The organism is Halocatena pleomorpha (assembly GCF_003862495.1).
Taxonomy (GTDB): Archaea; Halobacteriota; Halobacteria; order Halobacteriales; family Haloarculaceae; genus Halocatena; species Halocatena pleomorpha.
Genome location: NZ_RRCH01000021.1, coordinates 78559 through 95448 on the forward strand (window position 1 = coordinate 78559; position 16890 = coordinate 95448).

The window sequence follows — 16890 nt, forward strand, 5'->3', positions numbered from 1 at the left end:
GGGCGATCACGGTCGGCACAACCGCACTCGCGAGCGGTGAACTACGGATTCACACCTCGGTGTCGTCCGGTCGTCCGTTTGTTCGTGGCGTCGAAGAGAGCACATCGTCGAGCGTCATTTCCTCGGTGAGGTCTGCTCGCGGGAGTTGGATCCGTTCGGTGTACTCCTCGCCAAACACGTCCTCGTAGGTGATCTCAAACGAGAGATCGATTGCTTCGACGCCGTCCTCGTAGAAGACGCGCATCGCATCTGTAAACCGACACGTCACGGTGTGCTTCCGGGCCTGCTCAGGAATGTTTTCGGAAACGTCTACGAGAACGATCATTCCGATGTCTTGCCCTTCGGCGTACGGTGGGATTCGAACCGACTGGTGTGGGCTATCGGTTCGTGTTGCCGGGCAAATCGCGTGACTCCCGTTGACGCTGTAGTCTTCAGGCGGGTTGATCAGTTCGATTTCCGAGCGGACGGTAACGTCCAGCGCTGCGCCGAACGACAGGTTTGTGACAGTGAATTGAGCACCATCGGCCGATTCGTCTCGACTAGTGGATCGGAGCCAATCGACTTCAAGCGCCGGGGAGTACAACGCGCGGTGTGTCGCCTGCTGTTCGGTGAGCAGCCCCATCGCTTGGTGGAGTTTCTCGGTTTGTTCGTGTAGGTTCGCCAACTCTTCAGATCCTCGTGTGCGCTGTTCGCGGACCGATTCGATTCCCCGGTGTATCGCTTCGCTCTGCCGGAGATGGCCTAGGAAATTCACGCTCGTCAACAGCAGTACTCCGAGAACACCCATGGTGAGGAGTGCATCGGTCCGTGGCGCGATTTTGAGCCACGTTAAGGCAGTGATGTACGCGAACGCAATGATTCCGGTTCCGCTGGCTAACACGACCGCTGTCGCAACAACGGTCCGGAACGGCTGATCGAAGACGAATCCCGATAGCTTTGATCCCCCGTGGGATCGAGTACCAGTAGCATTCGAGTCGGTTGTCGCACCCATCTATCTGGTACATATCCAAGGTGTGACTGGTAAAACCCGTTGATTCGATTCTATCTCGATCGGTTCGTTGCAGGTGTCACGCGGTCACACCCGTGTGACCAGAGCCGCCCACTCAGTCGATGACAACGAGCGCGTCACCCATGTCGACACTCTGTCCTTGCTCGATGGCAACTTCGGTGACGGTACCGCCGTGGCTGGCGACGATGTCGTTTTCCATCTTCATCGCTTCGAGCACACAGAGCACGTCTCCCGCATCAATCTCATCACCCTCCGAGACGTCCACAGAGAGGATCGTCCCTTGCATTTCTGCAGTGACGCGTTCACCTTCTGCTGTGGTGACTGGCCCGTCGGTGCTTCCCCCGCTGCTCCCGCTCGCGTTGTTGGTTCCGGGGTTGTTCGGGCGGGATCGTTTGGTGCTCTGTCCGTTCGTCGGGAGCGGTGGCGCACCGCGTTCTTCGAGATTCACTTCGAAGCGTTTGCCGTTGACTTCGACGGTGAACTCGCGTTCGACGACCGATTCCTCTTGGCCGTCCGTGGACGGTTCGACCGAATCGGATCCCCAACGAGATTGGGCCTCTTCGATGACGCTGGGATCGAGTTCCTCGTCGAGATACTTCGTGGTGTGCGTTCCGGCGACGAACGCCTCATCGGTGAGCATCAGCCGGTGGAACGGGATCACCGTGGTGAGTCCGTCAATGTCGTACTCCGCAAGCGCCCGACGGGCGCGCGCGATGCATTCCGCTCGGGTGCTGCCGTGGACGATGAGTTTTGCGACCAACGAGTCGTACTCCCCGCTGATGGTGTCGCCTTCCTTGAGCGCGTCGTCGAGCCGAACCCCGATGCCGCCCGGCGGGTCGTACGTGGTGAGCGTACCGGTTTCCGGAGCGAACTCCTCGGCGGCGTTCTCGGCGTTGATCCGGAACTCCATGCCGTGGCCGTCGAATTCGACATCCGACTGGTTGAACTCCAGTTCATCGCCGTCGGCAACCCGGAGCTGCCACTTCACGATGTCGATGCCGGTAATCTCCTCGGTAACGGTGTGTTCGACCTGAATCCGAGTGTTGACTTCGAGGAAATAGAACTCCCCGTCTTCGACGAGAAACTCCACAGTGCCGGCGTTGGTGTAATCTGATTCGCGGACTCCGCGCCGTGCGGCTTCACCGATCTCTTCGCGAAGATCGTCGTCGAGTGCTGGGGACGGCGCTTCCTCGATGACCTTCTGGTGACGGCGCTGGAGCGAACAGTCCCGTTCTCCAAGGTGTCGGACGTTGCCGTGCTGGTCGGCAATGATCTGCACCTCGATGTGACGCGGCTGCTCGAGATACCGCTCGACGTACACCGAATCGTTGTCGAAATACGCCTCTCCCTCGCGTTGGGCGCTTTCGAGCTGGTCTTCGACTTCCGCAGCGTTCCGAACGACTTTCAGACCGCGACCGCCGCCGCCGCCCTCGGCTTTGATCGCCAGTGGGTAGCCGTGTTTCTCGCCGAACGCCGCGATCTCCTCGGGATCGGTGACCGGCTCGGTCGTCCCCGGTACGATCGGCACATCGGCGGTCTCCATCACTGTTCGGGCTTTTGTCTTCTCACCGAGCTGTTCCATCGACTGACTCGATGGGCCGACCCACGTAACGTTGTCCGTTTCCTCTACGAGCGCCGCGAATTCGGCATTTTCTGCGAGGAATCCGTACCCCGGATGGATGGCGTCCGCTCCTGAACGGACAGCTACATCCACGATCGCCTCTTGATCCAGATACGAGTCGGCTGCACGGGCTGGACCGACGTTGTACGCCTCATCTGCGTATCGGACGTGACCGGCGTCTTTGTCGGCCTCGCTGTAGATTGCAACTGTGTCGATATCGAGTTCCTCACACGCGCGCATCACACGGACGGCGATCTCTCCCCGATTCGCAATCAATACCTTCTCGAACATGGCTATCCCTATCAGGAGTTTCCCTATAAATCCACAGGTGATGGTTTCCCTGCGATGCACGATGACTGTTGTTCGTCACGGACTGTTCTGAACAGGCTTTGTCTGTTGTTTGTTGTCACTACTGCGATTTGCCCCTGAAACGAAACTGCTCTCGGTGATAGACGGCGGCGTCGTAGATCGAAGCCGGTGCGGAGTCCGTCGAATTCGATCACAATATAACGCGCATTAATTGATAGAATATATGAATGTAGTATGTATCATCAACAACGTTATACAGGCCCGGAAAATATTGCTGTAGTTACAATAACAATGGTGGCTGGAGTGAATTCTTATCTAAAAGTGATAAACTATAATCATTATCGAGTGACTCGATCGATCCGGTCGGATGCAATATCGTTGCTTCGTGGTCAACTGGGGTGTCTCTGGCGGTATTAGTCAGACATCCCTGTCGCGTTCACCTATGTCGTCACTATTAAATAGTGAGACTATCACGTGGTAGGTAGACTCATCCGATTGGCACAAACCGGGAATCCGGTCCCCCGAAGCGCCCTAGAATACGTTCGAGGATGGGTTGGCTGAAATATGCCTAACAAACAACCCAACGACACCGACGGTCGGAGCACAGTTAACTGTAATGAATCAGGCGTTATTGTTGACAAACTCATCAACGCAATCCACGAGACCCGCGAACGGGTAACGGAGCTTGAGGCGACAGTGAGTGAACAACAGGAGACGCTCGCTGAGCAACAGGAGATGATTGACGAACAGGCAGCGACGATCGAAGAGCAAGACGAGCGGATCGACGCGCTCGAAACGGAGCTTGCCAGCTACCGGACGGAAAACGAGCGCGACAAGGCCGATATTCGGAGCACGGTCACTGATGCCGATGAACAATCGTCGGTCAACCTCAACGTGATCGACAAGCTCAACACGAAAGTGAAGGAGATTACGGGGGAACTCAAACGGGTTAACGGCGGGCGCAGCTCCTTGGAACAGATCGTCAGACTGCCCGACGCGATCGCCACCGAAGCCCTCTCGAAGAATCAACTCCGGAGTCGAGCGATCGTCAGCGAGATCAAAAGCGTCAGATCCAAAACCGCGATGCAAGGCCGGAAGGTGATCGACTCCCGGGCGATCCGTGACAAACTCCGTGAGACGTACAGCAAGGCCCACCACCAGACGGTGAGCCGGGTGATGGAGTTCATCGAGGAGATGGGTGGGGACGATGTACGGGCGAAACAGGGTGAGAAACGGAAGAAGCTGGTGTTCGAACCCGAACTGATTGAGCAGTTGGATCGTGCCGAACAGTTGGACAGTGACGAAATCGACGACGTGCACACGAACGGTGTGATGGCCACTGTTCGTGACGGGTGATCGATTGTGATGCGCACTCTCCTGATAGGGTAACTATTTAGGTCAATTCAACAACAACAAAACACGTCCTTCGTTCAGTAGCGGTAGCCACGGGAAACACCTCTTATTTTCAACACTAATACCACGACCACTAGTGCAATACGTCGCCGTTCTCACGTTCGCGTTCGGTCGCCATCACACCGATCGTGATGCGGGCCGAACGCAGAAACGCGGCGTTCGAGGCAGTCGGTCAGTGGATCGATCTACCGACCGAGGTCGTAAAATTCCTCGTTGGGACGCAGACCGGCCACGGTTGCCATCCGGTTTGAAAGGTTGTAGAAGGCGACGACGCTGGCGATGTCCCAGATCTCTTCCTCGGAGAAGCCGACGTTACGGAGTTGGGCGAGATCGCTCCGAGTAACCGTTTCCGGTGTTTCGGTGAGTTTCACAGCGAAATCGAGCATTTCGCGGTGGTTGGGGCTGAGCTCCGCGCTCCGGTGATTGGTTGCGAGCTGATCGGCCAGCCTCGGTGCGTCGGCGTAGATCCGGACGAGTGCGCCGTGGGCGACGACGCAGTACAGGCAGTCGTTCACGCCGCTGACGGTGACGACGATCATTTCGATCTCTTCGCGTTCGAGCGTGGTCTCTTCTACTAGCGCGTCGTGATACGCGAAAAAAGCACGAAAGTGGCTCGGCTTGTAACCGAAGGCGCTGAACACGTTGGGTGTAAACCCAGTGCGTTCGGTTTCCGCTTCGATCCGCTCGCGGAGGTCCTCTGGCAGTTCTTCGTGATCGGGTGCCGGAAAGTTTCGCATTGGTTTGGTCATACGAGTGCATGACTCTGCAGGTACTTATTCACCCTGTGGGTTCGATTCCCGTCCAGAACCGCCCCGAAATCGGGCTTGTGAAGGCCTCTTGACGCCGTTTTGATCGACCGAAGAGACTTATCGTTCCACCACCAAGCAATACACATGCGGCACCGACCGAGCTTCAGACAGGCCGTTGTAGTAATGGCGCTTGTTCTCGTGACGCTCGGAGCGACGAGTGTCGTTGTCGGAGCCGTTCCCGCGGCTGCGAGCGCAGACACGGAGGCCAAGCAGATCGGACAGGTGGACATCGAGATTGCCAATGAACAAGTAACGATAAGCGATATTCAGGTCACCGGGTCGGGACTCCCCGCTGTAGACATCGAGGAACGAACATACACCGTTCATAATGCTTCTATAATGATGGACGGATTTACTGTCTCGCTCAACGGACAGGACTACGAGGTCGGTTCGGTCTCGATCGTTGTTGAGGACGTCTCAGTAACGCTCGAAAACGTGCATATCGGCTCCGAGTGAGCTACTCTCACCGTACTCATTCTTAATTGCGACAAAAAATAATAAGCCAGTGAAGGGATTTGAACCCTTGACCTAATCCTTACGAAGGATTCGCTCTGCCAGCTGAGCTACACTGGCGCTGTCGTGGACTCACTTCATATAGTACTCGATCCAAGAGCAGTATAAGGATTCCGGAGTGAACCGGTATCGACACGGACTCACACACGGTATAGTTCCAGACGAGAATTCTGTCACGGATCCCCCGATCGGAGCATCGTGATTGAGGGAGAATCCGTGACAGGGTTCTCGTGGATATGGACCCGCGTTTCCGCACCGAACGCCTGTTCGATGACTGATTCGGTGAGGACGGTCTCGGGCGAGCCGTGGGCGATCACCTGACCGTCGGCAAGCACGACGATGGCGTCACAGAACCGCGCGGCGAGATCGAGATCATGGATTGCCGCAAGAGCGGTTTTCCCCTCCGTAACGAGCGTTCGAACGAGATCGAGCGTTCGCACTTGGTGAGTGATGTCGAGACTGGCCGTCGGTTCGTCGAGCACCAATGCGGGCGTGTCCTGTGCCAGTGCTCGCGCCAACAGGACGCGCTGGCGTTCACCGCCGCTTACCGTCTCGATCGACCGATCGGCCAGTTCGACGGTCCGTGTCCGTTCGAGCGCCCGGTCGATCGGCTCCTGATCTGCGGACTGGAACCGCGACCGGTGGGGGGTGCGCCCCATTGCGACGACATCCCGAACGGAAAACGAAAAGGAGACAGCCGTGTCCTGAGCGACCGTGGCGACCGACTGGGCGACTGCCCGCGACGAGAGTGACGCCACGTCCCGGCCATCGATCGATACAGACCCCCTGTCGGGAGTGAGGACGCCGTTGACCGCGCGCAACAACGTCGTTTTCCCCGCTCCGTTCGGCCCGACGAGTGCGACGAATGAACCGGACGGCACCGACAACGAAACGTCACGGAGAATCTGGGTCTCTCCGAGCGCCACTGATACGCTATCGACATCGATCAGGGGATCACTCATAGCTGGTGCACCTCCCGTCGGCGCAGAAGGTACAGAAAAAACGGTGCACCCAGTGCTGCTGTTACGATGCCGACGGGCAACTGCGTGGCTCCCCCTCGCGCAACAGTGTCGGTCCCGACGAGGAAGATCGCCCCGGCGATGGCGCTGGTCGGCAACAACACCCGGTGGTCCGGTCCGACGAGTAACCGAAGCATGTGGGGAACAATGAGTCCGACAAAGCCGATGACGCCGGCCACGGACACCGCGGCAGCGGTTGCGAGGCTCGCCACTGCCAACAGGACGCGCTTCGTTCGTTCGACATCGATCCCCACTGTTTGAGCTTGTTCTTCACCCAGCAAGAGGACGTTCAGATCCTGTGCGAAGACGATGAGGATGGCGAACGAACACAGAGACAGAACCAGCGTTCCGGTTACATCATCCCACCCAGCAGCAGCGAGATCGCCCATCAACCAGTGTAACACCGTATTGACACTTTTGCCCGCTTGCAACAGCAGATATGAGACGACCGCACCGAGAAACGTCTGCACGGCGACACCAGCGAGCAGGAGTGTTTCGACTGGTGTCCGTCCGTTCGTTGTGGCGATGAGATACACGGCGAACGCCGTGATGAGTGCCGCCAAAAAGGCCACGCCCTGGAGTCCGAACGGAACAGAGACGCCAAACACCAACACCATGACCGCTCCGACAGCGGCTCCCGAGGAGACCCCGATGATCGACGGATCGGCCATCGGATTCCGGAACAGTCCTTGCATGACGGTCCCGGCTGTGGAGAGCGTGAATCCGACGATCGCAGCGAGTACGATCCGTGGAAGGCGAATCTGTGCGACGATGATCTGTTTGGCGCGTGGGACGGAGAACGAAAACGGATGGATGAACCCGACATCGATCCCGATCCACGGAACGTGAGCGATCGGGGCGCTGGTTTCGGGGTCGATCGTCACTGCTGCGGGAATCGCTACTGCGTTGAGGATCGCCTGTATCACGGTCGCCGCCGGAACGTTCACTGGACCGACGGTAACGCTCCAGACGATGGTCCCTGCGAGCACTACCGACAGCCCGAGTGACCACCACAGGGTCCGTTTCCATCGTCCCATATTCACAAGCTCGTTTGGATTAGCCAAATATTTATTGCAAACGAACCCTCCGATCGTGTGATGAACCGAGTGATCGTGTTCCTCGTTGGAGTGGTGGTTTTCAGTACGATGCCGGCGGTTGTTGGCGCACCGGCTTCCGTGTCGGCTCAGTCAGCACAGCCGTCGTGTTCGTTTCCGTTCAGCGCGACCGACGCGACGGGGACTAACGTAACCGTCGATAGCGAGCCTGAACGTGTTGTCGCGCTCCAGCCGAGCGCGGCCCAGACGATGTGGGAGATCGACGCCGACGGAAAGGTTGTGGGGCTGCCGATCGGTCCGACGACTTCGTATCTGAACGGTTCGGAGTCTCGAACGGACGTTACTGGCAACGACGGCTTTTCGACGTCAATCGAGACGGTCGTGTCATTAGAGCCGGATCTCGTGCTCGCACCAAACAGCGTTCCGAACGAGACGGTCGAAACGCTCCGGAACGCGGGCGTGACCGTGTACAAGTTCGGCTTGAGCGGGTCGATCGCGGACGTGTCGAACAAGACGATCCGCACGGGACGACTCGTCGGTGCGTGTGGGGCGGCCGACCAGCGCGTCGCGTCGCTGAACGAAACCGTGGCGTCGATCGAATCGGCTACGACGGGTCAGGACCGCCCTCGCGTGCTGTACGTGATGTCTGGCGGCTACACACCGGGCAACGGGACGTTCATTCATGAGATTATCACGATCGCGGGCGGGGAGAACATCGCTGCCACCGCCAACATCACGGGTTATCAACAGATCAATCCGGAAACCGTGATTCAACAGGATCCACAGTGGATCATCGCGCCGGATCACATGTCTACACTCCCGAACCGAACCGCGTACGCGGCAACGACCGCGCTCGAAAAGGATCAGACCGTGCGCGTCGACTCGAACTACGTCAGCCAGCCCGCGCCGCGGGTGGTGCGTCCGATGGAAACGCTCGCTCAGACGTTCCATCCCGACGCGTTCGATGCCGAGAACGTGTCATCACCTAGTGACGGAACAAACACCGCCCCCGGATCACAGACGACGGCCACCACTGGTCCCGGCTTCAGTGTCGTTGCCGCGGTGCTTGCAGTGCTGACTCTCACGGGGGCGTTGTTCGCCCGGCGGTAAGGTTTTCCCGTAAGATTCGTTGTCGTTCCCCCGATACGACTCGATATGGTCGAAAACGTGATTTGGCCCGCTGCATTCGATTCGACGCTGTCTCGAAACGAGGGCCGTCGTGTGTCGCTGGATCTTGCGGTCGAAAACCCGACCGTCGACGAGATTGCTACCGCTGTTCAGCAGGTTGGATACGACGCCGTCATTGAACGGAACATGACGTATCCCCGCGAGTACGAACCGCGAGGGCGCGTTCTCGTTCAAGACGCCGACGACGCGAACAAGAGCGATCTGTTGCAGGCTGTCGGCGCGTACGTCACTGCGATCCGAGGGTGATCGATCGATGCCCACGGGGATCCAACGCGTCGGCGCGGTCGTGAACACCGCGCAAGGACTCGCAGTCGTCCGGGCATCGGACGCGTCGTATCCGGATCTCGGCACTTCCGTAATCGACGAACGACTCGACACCGTCGGAGAGGTGGTGGACGTGTTCGGTCCAGTGGATCGTCCCTTCGTGGCGGTTTCGCCCGCCTCGGAGACCCAACTGGCACCACTGCTGGGCACCGTCGTTTACGCCCGATCCGACGGGTGAGGAAACGCACGTGTCAGATCAGAAATGGACGAAGAGCGGGAAAGACTTGTCTCTCATTCCCGTGTGCATTTGTATGACCAAGCGTCTGTACGTTGCTGGAGGTGTGACGGTCGCGGTGTTCGTGTTGGTTCAACTCGGCGCAGTGGCGCTGGTCGAACCGTTCCGTGCTGCTGGCTACCAGCCCGTTGAAGACCCGTCCGATCCAACGAACACGGTGTTGTATCTCCTCGGCGTGGTCGTCGTGACGGGGCTGATGCTCCTCGCGTTCCGGTTCGACGCCGATACGCTGATTCGGGTGTTCATCGTCGGTTCGAGCGCGTTGCTCACCTACTACGTTTTTTCGGTGTTCCTGCCACCCGTCGGTCCCGGTGTTGCCGAGGGTGTGAACGGACCAGCCGCACTCACAGCACTCGTGGGGTCGCTCGCGCTGTGGTTCTACCCCGAGTGGTACGTCATTGACGCCGCTGGCGTCGTGATCGGAATGGGTGCTGCCGGGCTGTTCGGGATCAGTCTCGGTCTCCTTCCTGCTCTGGCGTTGTTGATCGTGCTCGCGGTGTACGACGCCATCAGCGTGTACAAAACCGAACACATGCTCACGCTGGCGTCGGGGATGATGGACCTCAAGATCCCGGTCGTACTCGTCGTCCCGCTCACGCGTTCGTATTCGTATCTCGACGCGACCGATCGGGATGAACACGGAACTGAATCGACTGAGACTGCTGATGACGATCCCGATCGGCCAGAATCGATGTCCGACTCTCCGCCCAGGCGCGACGCGATGTACATCGGCTTGGGCGACGCCGTGATGCCGTCGGTGTTGGTCGCAAGCGCTGCGTATTTCCTTCCCGCTGAACCGATCGTTCCGGGCCTTTTGCTTTCAGTCCCCGTGCTCGCCGCGATGGGTGGCACCGTCGTCGGTCTCCTTGTGCTCACCAAACTCGTGGCTGCAGGTCGGCCCCACGCTGGACTTCCACTTTTGAACGGAGGTGCGATCGCGGGCTATCTGTGCGGAGCGATCGCCAGCGGCGTGCCGCTTCTCACCGCGGTCGGACTGACGCCGTACGTCTGATCGGTGTGCTACTCACCGGTCAACGCCGCACTTCCGGGCGCGATGTCGATGTACTCACCGAGATCGCGCTCGATCGCTTTTTCGTACAGCATATGCGCGGCGGCGACGGTTTCAATGCCAGTGCCGCCGCTGTCGAACACCGTGATCTCGGTCTCTGTCGTCCGTCCCGGCACCTCCTCAGCGAGCACCTGTCCGAGGTCGCCGTGGATGTCCGCTTCCGTCAGCCCCCGCTCGTCCATCGCTTGTAAGAACGCGCCCGCGTCGCTGGTTGCGCGAGCGGACAGATCGGGCACGTACGTCGCACGCTCAACGGTCGTCGCGTCGATCTCACGGACGTTCGGGTCGTATTGGCCCATCGCTGTGACATGGGTGCCCGGTTCGAGTCGGTCGCCATCGAACACCGGTTCCGTGGCGTTTGTGGCCGTGATGACCACATCAGATCCTTCGACAGCAGCCTCACTCGTCGCTACTGGCCGAACCGTCGCGTCGTATCGGTCGTTCATTGCGTCAGCGAACGCTTCGCGACTCTCCGCCGTCGGGGAGTACACCGTCACCGTCTCGAACGGACGGACCGTCATCGTGGCTTGGAGCTGTCCACGTGCTTGCGCGCCGCTGCCGATGAGTCCGAGCGTCCGGGCGTCTTGGCGCGCAAGTGCGTCAACACCGACCGCTCCAGTCGCCCCCGTCTTGAACGGATTGAGGCTCGCGCCATCCAACAGCGCGAGCGGCCGTCCGCTGTCGGCGTCGAACAACGGGAGAAAAAAGTGAACGTCCTTGTCTCCGAACCCTGCTGCGTACGTGTATCCGCCCATCGCGCCAGTCTCCGGAAGGATGGCCAAATACCCGGTGAGCATCCCCGCGTTATCCTCCGCAACGAGCTTCGTTCGGGGGGCAGCAGATCCCTGCTGTTTGTATCCCTCTCGAACCGCCGATACGTACTCCGATGGCGTTGCCAGCCCCGAAAGCTCCTCACTCCGCAAAAATAGCGTCTCCGTCATACACAGCATGAAACGCAGACGAGAAGCTTAACGGTGATGTCTGGACTGCGGTCGCTAGTCCGATCTGACTGGATTCGTCTCAACACGAGATGAGTGGTCCGTGGTTCGGTCCGTTTCGGCTGATTTCCGGTCGGTCGGCGTCCGAACGAACAACGCGTGACCCATGAATGCCACTGCGATTGACGCCGCGACCAGTACGGAGATCGTTGTTCCTACCCCGACAACAGTCAACGCACCCGATACACCGAATAGGGCCAACGGTATCACCCCCAGCACAAAATCGTAATATCCAGTCATAGTCATCATAACGTAGTGCTTGCACCATTAATAAAGCTTTCCCCGTCACCAACCGATACCATCTGGTGTAGCCATGGCATACCCACAAGCGACTCTTTGAAAATTCACTCCATAACTTATGAGTTGGTTTCTTGGGAAACACGCCTTCTATCGGCGTTTTTTGAAGTATATATAGATTTCGTACCATGGTAGATAATACCTAACAAGATATTCAGTAGTGCTACGGTCGTCTCAAGCGAGAAAGGTTGGCATAGATTTCGACCAACACCAGTAAATTCATGTTAACAAACAACACTGCTTTGGCGACCATCTGCACCGGACACGTCCGGGAATTTCACACCGGTTGTAGCCCTCGATCGTCTCTGAGAACGTTGATGTACTCTCTGATGCCTCGTTCGAGATCGTACGTTACCTCATAGCCCATATCCGATTCGATCGCGTTCATATCGAGTTGTTGGGTCCACGGCAGCTCACCGTCGTCGGAAACAGTGATATCGGCTTCAGGGAGGATCGTCTCGACGGTTTCGGCGGCGTCTCGGATGGTGGCACACTCCCCACGGACGTTGTACACCTGACGTGACAGCTGTGAATCGTCGGTGAGTGTCGCAAGCCGGAACGCTTGTGCGATGTCTTTGACGTACTGCCAGTCGATGATTTGATCACCGTACTCGACGCTGAATGGCTCACCGAGCGCCGGTTTTTCGATGAGGTTCGCGAGAAACGCCGATCCCCCTGTTTCCCGGTAGGGACCGTACGCGACGGTCGGACGAAGCCCGACGTGAGAGACACCGTACTCCTCGTGATAGCACCGGGCCTGGTGTTCGTTGTACTCCTTCGTCGCACCGTACAGCGTGTCGGGATACACGAGATCGTCCTCGTCGACCCAGCCATCGTAGTTCCCCGGCGGTGCGAACACGGCTGCACTCGACGCCCACGCGACGCGCTCGATCTGATCGTCGAGGATCCGAGCCGATTCGAACACGGTGTTCGTACCACCGATGTTGACCGTGTGAGCGAGTCGGGGCTGCTCTCGCGCGCTGCTCGTTAACAAGGCTGCGAGATGAACGATGTGTGTTGCTTCCGTCTCGGTTATCGCACGCATGAAGTCAGTCGGGTCGGTGACATCGCCGCGCCAGATCGAAATCCGGTCTGCGATACCGAGCTGTTCGAGCACGTGTGTGTCAGTCGACGTGTCGTACGCGGTTACTTCGTGACCCGCTTGGATGAATTCCTGTGCGACGTACGATCCAATGAATCCGGTACCGCCCGTGATGAGTACGGATACCATACAGGTCTTTCTTTGAGCGGGTGGAAAAAGTTGCCGATACCAGATATCTTGTCAGCAATGATTTATTCGATGTTCATTCGTGAAGTCCACCGACATCGGCATAAAACGACGATTGGAGCGTCTCACTCATCTGAATTTCCGGATCGATTCGGATGTCGATCACGGTTGGCTCGTCGGCGTCCACTCCCGCAGTGAGTGCGGATTCGAGATTCTCGGGGACTTCGACGCGCTCTGCGCGCGCGCCGAACGCGGTTGCGATGTCGGCAAATTCCGTATCCGAGAACGTGACGCCGGGAATCCGGTCGTCCATCTGGCGGACCATGCCGAGACCGGTGTCGTTGAGCACGACGAACGTCGGTGCAACGTCGTATTCAAGCGCGGTTTCGACAGCGGTCATCGTCATTGCGAATCCGCCATCGCCAGCCACGGCGATCACGTTTTTGTCGGTGACAAGGGAGGCACTCACTGCTGCTGGTGGTGCCCATCCCATTCCGCCGACGCCACCGCTACCGAAGTAGGTCCGGGGAGCGGGCGTTTGGAGGTACTGTAGCAACCAAAACCGGTTGTTTCCCGAGTCAGCGGTGACGAGGGTCTCGCGATCCACGACCGAATCGATCGCCGCCACCGCGCGCTGGGGCGTGATCGGGACGGCGTCCGATTCACACAGCGGATCGGTGAAGTCCTCGCGCGCGCTCGCCGCTCGATCGATCGCCCACGACGATGATCGATGGCCGGATTCGACGAGCAGGGCCAAGGTTTCACGGGCGTCACCGACTAGTCCGATGTCCGCCGGATACACCCACCCAGTGTTGCGTGGATCGATGTCGGCGTGGATGATCGTCTGTTCATCGGGACGGATGAACGCAGGTGCCTGCCAGTTGGTGTCCATCGGGTTGAGTCGACAGCCGACCACCAACAGCACGTCCGCCTTACTCACGATTCTGTTGGCTCCTTCGTGACCGAACGAGCCGATTACGCCCGCTGCGTGGTCGTGGGTCTCTGCAATCGTTGATTTCCCGAGGTAGGATGTCGTCACAACGGCGTCGTAGGCGGCTGCGACCGTTTGAAGCTCCTCGTAGGCCTGTGCCGCGTGAACACCGTTTCCGGCGACGATAACCGGTCTCTCAGCCGATTTGAGCGCTTCAGCTGCGGCTCGAACGTCCGTCTCCGGGGGAGCGGTGGTCCACGTCCGAGTTTGTGCCACCGGCTCCCAGACGGGCGGTGTCGGATCCTCGGGCACCGTCTCAGTGATCGCGTCACCGTCGAAGACGACTGCTGTCGGACCGGGTCGTCCTGCGACGGCGTGCTTGAATGCGAGCTGTACGCTCCGGAGCGTTTCTGTCGGCGTTCTCGGTGACCAGTGCTCTTTGGTGATACCATCGAGCACGGTCGAGAGATCCAATCCTCCATAATCGCCACGAGCCTGCTGATAGGGGGCCAGCGTGGAATACTCGCCTCGCTCCGAGGATTCGGTGAGTACGACCATCGGCGAAGAGCCGAGTCGAGCTTCCATCTGTCCGATCGCACCGATGCTACCGATCCATGGACCCTGTCCGGCAAGCACGCCGGGCTGTCGGGTGAGACGGCCACACGCTTCGGCCATCACGCTCGCTTCCCGTTCATCACGCGGGCGAACGACCTGAATATCTGATTCTGCGAGCGCTTCGAACAGCTCAATGACGCGTCCGCCTGGATACCCGAACACGAACTCGACACCGAGCGTTTCGAGCGTGTCTACAACGCTATCGACCGTTCTCATCGTTACCCTCCGTCGTCGGTGCTGATGTGGTGTCGCCGGCTTGGATAATCAGGACCATCCCGTTGCTAGCCGGTGGCAGTCGACTTCGTTCTAGGGATGCCGGAAGTGACTGATGGGTGATTCGTCGACACGTTGATCCTAGGTCGGGGTCAATCGGGCTATCCACCGCTCACCGGCGGGAACAACGCCAGTTCGTCGTCGTCCGCAATCGCCGTGTCGAATCCGTCGTTCGTGAACGGGTCCTCACCGTTGTGAAGCAGTCGAATGTGGTCGTACAGTTCGCCCTCCCCATCGAGTACTTCTTCGCGGAGTTCCGGATGGGAATTAAACAGTGCTTCGAGCGCATCACCGAGGGTGTCCCCCGATCCAACGTCGACCGACACCTCCCGCTTTCCAACGGTCTCACTCAGCGTGGCAAACAGTTTCCAGCGCATGCGTTTCGGTATGGCGTCCACAGGAGCGTAGTCGTTCCGTTCGGTCGAGGGAAGCGATGATATCGTCACATTCGGTAATTCCGGTCGAGAATCGCCACGTCGGCGTCGAGCGAGTCTATCTGATAGAATGTGGGTGGTGAGATGAACCGTGACGTCGCGCTCCGTTCCTGACTCGCGCCGATGATGACCAGATCGTAGCCACGGGCGTACGTGTCGAGAAACGATTCGATGGGAGCGCGCGCGACGCGCGTTTCACAGGCGATCGTCGCGGTCTCCGTGAGGTGAGATAGCATCTCCTCAGCAGTGCGCCGTTCGCGCTCCTTCGCAATGCAGTGGGCAACGGAAACGTGTCCTGTTCGGCCGACAAGCCGGACAGCGAAATCGATCATGCTGTGTGCTACGTCACTTTCCCGTCGGACGGGGACGAGCACCCGTTTCCAGTCAGTGCGTTCGTTGTCCGAGCGGTGAACGAGTACGTCAGTGTCGCCTTGAAACAGTTCTCGGAGAAACGGCGACAGCGAACCGTACCGTGTTTCGTACGGTGCCGCGATGAGATCACAGTTCGTTTCGTGGGCGGTGTGTTGTACAGTTCGGGCCGGATTCGATCCCTCACTGGCCACAACAACCTCACAGGGGACGCCGACTTTCGTTCGAATCGTGTGTGCCTGTTTTTCCAACGTTGACGCGAACGCCGACGCGGCGCGTTCCTCGACCGACTGTGATCCATCTGTCTCCTCGCTTTGGGTCGCTTCCGGGTCAGTCACTGTCCGTTCAATGTGAGCGGTGTCGTCTTCCCCACTGTCGTCGGCATTGCCTCGTCCAACACTTTCGATCGCGTCCGCGTCGGCCAGTTGGAGAAGCACGACCTTTCCAGCGTCGTGGGCACTGGCGAGTTGCGCACCCAACATTGCCGTTGCAGTGGGGTGTTCACCCCGCATCACGACGAGAACGTGGTCGTCGCCCTGCGTCGACTGATACAGATACTCCGCGCGCTCAGCATAGACGCTTTTGCGCCACAGGAAAAACACGGCTGCGACTAACGTGCTCGACACCGCAATGCTCAGAACGTAGATACCAGCCCGGTCGGGGGTTCCGGTGAGCAAGACGAGCAGCGCCGTTGAGAACGCTGAGGAGATCTCCGTATCCATTACCCACGTGACTACCCCCGTGAGAAAGATTGACATCGCTGCGCCCGTCGGTGAGACACCCCCGACCGATCCCATCGGAAGCCACTCTGTGTGTGGAACGAGCAGCGTGAGCCAGCCACACAACGCCCCGATCGTCAACCCGCCGACGAAGTTCCACGGGGTGGAATACTTGCCTTCGGGATCGGAAAAGAGGGTGTGCGTCCCCGACGCGAGTGGCGGGAACAGAAGAAACGAGAGCGCCGGATTCGCGTGTGAGATGAACGTGACCAGCGCGAGCAGCAGAGGAATCACCACCAAGCTCGTGAGGCGGATGAGGTTTCGTGTCGTTTCGATCCACGCACGAAACTCCCGGAGTTCACGCTGTTCAATCCGATGAAGTCTCCGGAAATACGCCCACAGACGGTCCCCGCCGAACATACAGCCCGTTTCGTCCGAACCCCGAAAAGCTGTTTCGCTCGG

The 16890-nt window shown here is 58.9% G+C and carries 17 protein-coding genes and 1 tRNA gene; 6 read left to right on the forward strand and 12 right to left on the reverse strand.

Annotation, left to right across the window (positions count from 1 at the left end):
* Positions 1-49: 49 nt before the first annotated feature.
* Both EIK79_RS09565 and EIK79_RS09570 read right to left on the reverse strand, forming a co-directional pair.
* Complete coding sequence (locus EIK79_RS09565; RefSeq protein WP_124954896.1) at positions 50-991, reverse strand: hypothetical protein; 942 nt, start codon at positions 989-991, stop codon at positions 50-52.
* A 112-nt stretch (positions 992-1103) separates the two neighbouring features.
* Positions 1104-2921 carry an acetyl-CoA carboxylase biotin carboxylase subunit gene (locus tag EIK79_RS09570; RefSeq protein WP_124954897.1) on the reverse strand — a complete coding sequence of 606 codons (1818 nt, stop codon included), beginning with the start codon at positions 2919-2921 and terminating at the stop codon, positions 1104-1106.
* Between the two features lie 582 nt (positions 2922-3503).
* On the opposite strand from EIK79_RS09570, the gene EIK79_RS09575 reads away from it, so the two are divergent.
* Positions 3504-4295, forward strand: a complete 792-nt coding sequence (locus EIK79_RS09575) for a hypothetical protein (protein WP_124954898.1) — start codon at positions 3504-3506, stop codon at positions 4293-4295.
* A gap of 242 nt (positions 4296-4537) precedes the next feature.
* Here the strand turns inward: EIK79_RS09575 and EIK79_RS09580 are convergent, their stop codons facing one another.
* Complete coding sequence (locus EIK79_RS09580; protein WP_124954950.1) at positions 4538-5089, reverse strand: peroxidase-related enzyme; 552 nt, start codon at positions 5087-5089, stop codon at positions 4538-4540.
* A gap of 156 nt (positions 5090-5245) precedes the next feature.
* Between EIK79_RS09580 and EIK79_RS09585 the strand changes: the two genes are divergently transcribed.
* Positions 5246-5617 carry a hypothetical protein gene (locus EIK79_RS09585; RefSeq protein WP_124954899.1) on the forward strand — a complete coding sequence of 124 codons (372 nt, stop codon included), beginning with the start codon at positions 5246-5248 and terminating at the stop codon, positions 5615-5617.
* Between the two features lie 44 nt (positions 5618-5661).
* Here EIK79_RS09585 and EIK79_RS09590 read toward each other — a convergent pair.
* The 3 genes from EIK79_RS09590 to btuC all read right to left on the reverse strand — a co-directional run bounded on the left by EIK79_RS09590 (position 5662) and on the right by btuC (position 7730).
* Positions 5662-5734: transfer RNA gene (locus EIK79_RS09590), tRNA-Thr, on the reverse strand.
* A 113-nt stretch (positions 5735-5847) separates the two neighbouring features.
* Positions 5848-6636 carry a heme ABC transporter ATP-binding protein gene (locus EIK79_RS09595; RefSeq protein WP_124954900.1) on the reverse strand — a complete coding sequence of 263 codons (789 nt, stop codon included), beginning with the start codon at positions 6634-6636 and terminating at the stop codon, positions 5848-5850.
* Entirely contained in the window at positions 6633-7730 is a 1098-nt protein-coding gene (gene btuC, locus EIK79_RS09600; RefSeq protein WP_124954901.1) for a vitamin B12 ABC transporter permease BtuC, read from the reverse strand. The genes EIK79_RS09595 and btuC overlap by 4 nt, the downstream gene beginning before the upstream one ends.
* Positions 7731-7790: 60 nt before the next feature.
* Here btuC and EIK79_RS09605 point away from each other — a divergent pair, with 60 nt between their 5' ends.
* From EIK79_RS09605 to EIK79_RS09620, 4 genes are all read left to right on the forward strand, one after another.
* Positions 7791-8858 carry a PGF-CTERM-anchored ABC transporter substrate-binding protein gene (locus tag EIK79_RS09605; protein ID WP_233738073.1) on the forward strand — a complete coding sequence of 356 codons (1068 nt, stop codon included), beginning with the start codon at positions 7791-7793 and terminating at the stop codon, positions 8856-8858.
* A gap of 45 nt (positions 8859-8903) precedes the next feature.
* Positions 8904-9182, forward strand: a complete 279-nt coding sequence (gene srp19 / locus EIK79_RS09610; protein ID WP_124954902.1) for a signal recognition particle subunit SRP19 — start codon at positions 8904-8906, stop codon at positions 9180-9182.
* A 19-nt stretch (positions 9183-9201) separates the two neighbouring features.
* A complete protein-coding gene (locus EIK79_RS09615) occupies positions 9202-9438 on the forward strand; it encodes an H/ACA ribonucleoprotein complex subunit GAR1 (protein ID WP_124954952.1) in 237 nt (78 codons plus the stop codon).
* Between the two features lie 73 nt (positions 9439-9511).
* Positions 9512-10507: a presenilin family intramembrane aspartyl protease PSH gene (locus EIK79_RS09620; RefSeq protein WP_124954903.1), complete on the forward strand. Its 996-nt coding sequence runs from the start codon at positions 9512-9514 to the stop codon at positions 10505-10507.
* A gap of 8 nt (positions 10508-10515) precedes the next feature.
* Here EIK79_RS09620 and EIK79_RS09625 read toward each other — a convergent pair whose 3' ends face one another.
* The 6 genes from EIK79_RS09625 to EIK79_RS09650 all read right to left on the reverse strand — a co-directional run bounded on the left by EIK79_RS09625 (position 10516) and on the right by EIK79_RS09650 (position 16848).
* Entirely contained in the window at positions 10516-11505 is a 990-nt protein-coding gene (locus EIK79_RS09625) for an ornithine cyclodeaminase family protein (protein ID WP_124954904.1), read from the reverse strand.
* 54 nt (positions 11506-11559) lie between these two features.
* Complete coding sequence (locus EIK79_RS09630) at positions 11560-11808, reverse strand: hypothetical protein (protein ID WP_221621721.1); 249 nt, start codon at positions 11806-11808, stop codon at positions 11560-11562.
* Between the two features lie 328 nt (positions 11809-12136).
* Positions 12137-13090 carry an NAD-dependent epimerase/dehydratase family protein gene (locus EIK79_RS09635; protein ID WP_124954905.1) on the reverse strand — a complete coding sequence of 318 codons (954 nt, stop codon included), beginning with the start codon at positions 13088-13090 and terminating at the stop codon, positions 12137-12139.
* A 73-nt stretch (positions 13091-13163) separates the two neighbouring features.
* The gene (locus EIK79_RS09640; protein WP_124954906.1) at positions 13164-14849 is read right to left on the reverse strand and encodes a thiamine pyrophosphate-binding protein; all 1686 of its coding nucleotides are present in this window, start codon (positions 14847-14849) and stop codon (positions 13164-13166) included.
* A gap of 158 nt (positions 14850-15007) precedes the next feature.
* The gene (locus tag EIK79_RS09645; protein ID WP_124954954.1) at positions 15008-15283 is read right to left on the reverse strand and encodes a ubiquitin-like small modifier protein 1; all 276 of its coding nucleotides are present in this window, start codon (positions 15281-15283) and stop codon (positions 15008-15010) included.
* 65 nt (positions 15284-15348) lie between these two features.
* Positions 15349-16848: an HPP family protein gene (locus EIK79_RS09650; protein ID WP_124954907.1), complete on the reverse strand. Its 1500-nt coding sequence runs from the start codon at positions 16846-16848 to the stop codon at positions 15349-15351.
* Positions 16849-16890 lie beyond the last annotated feature (42 nt).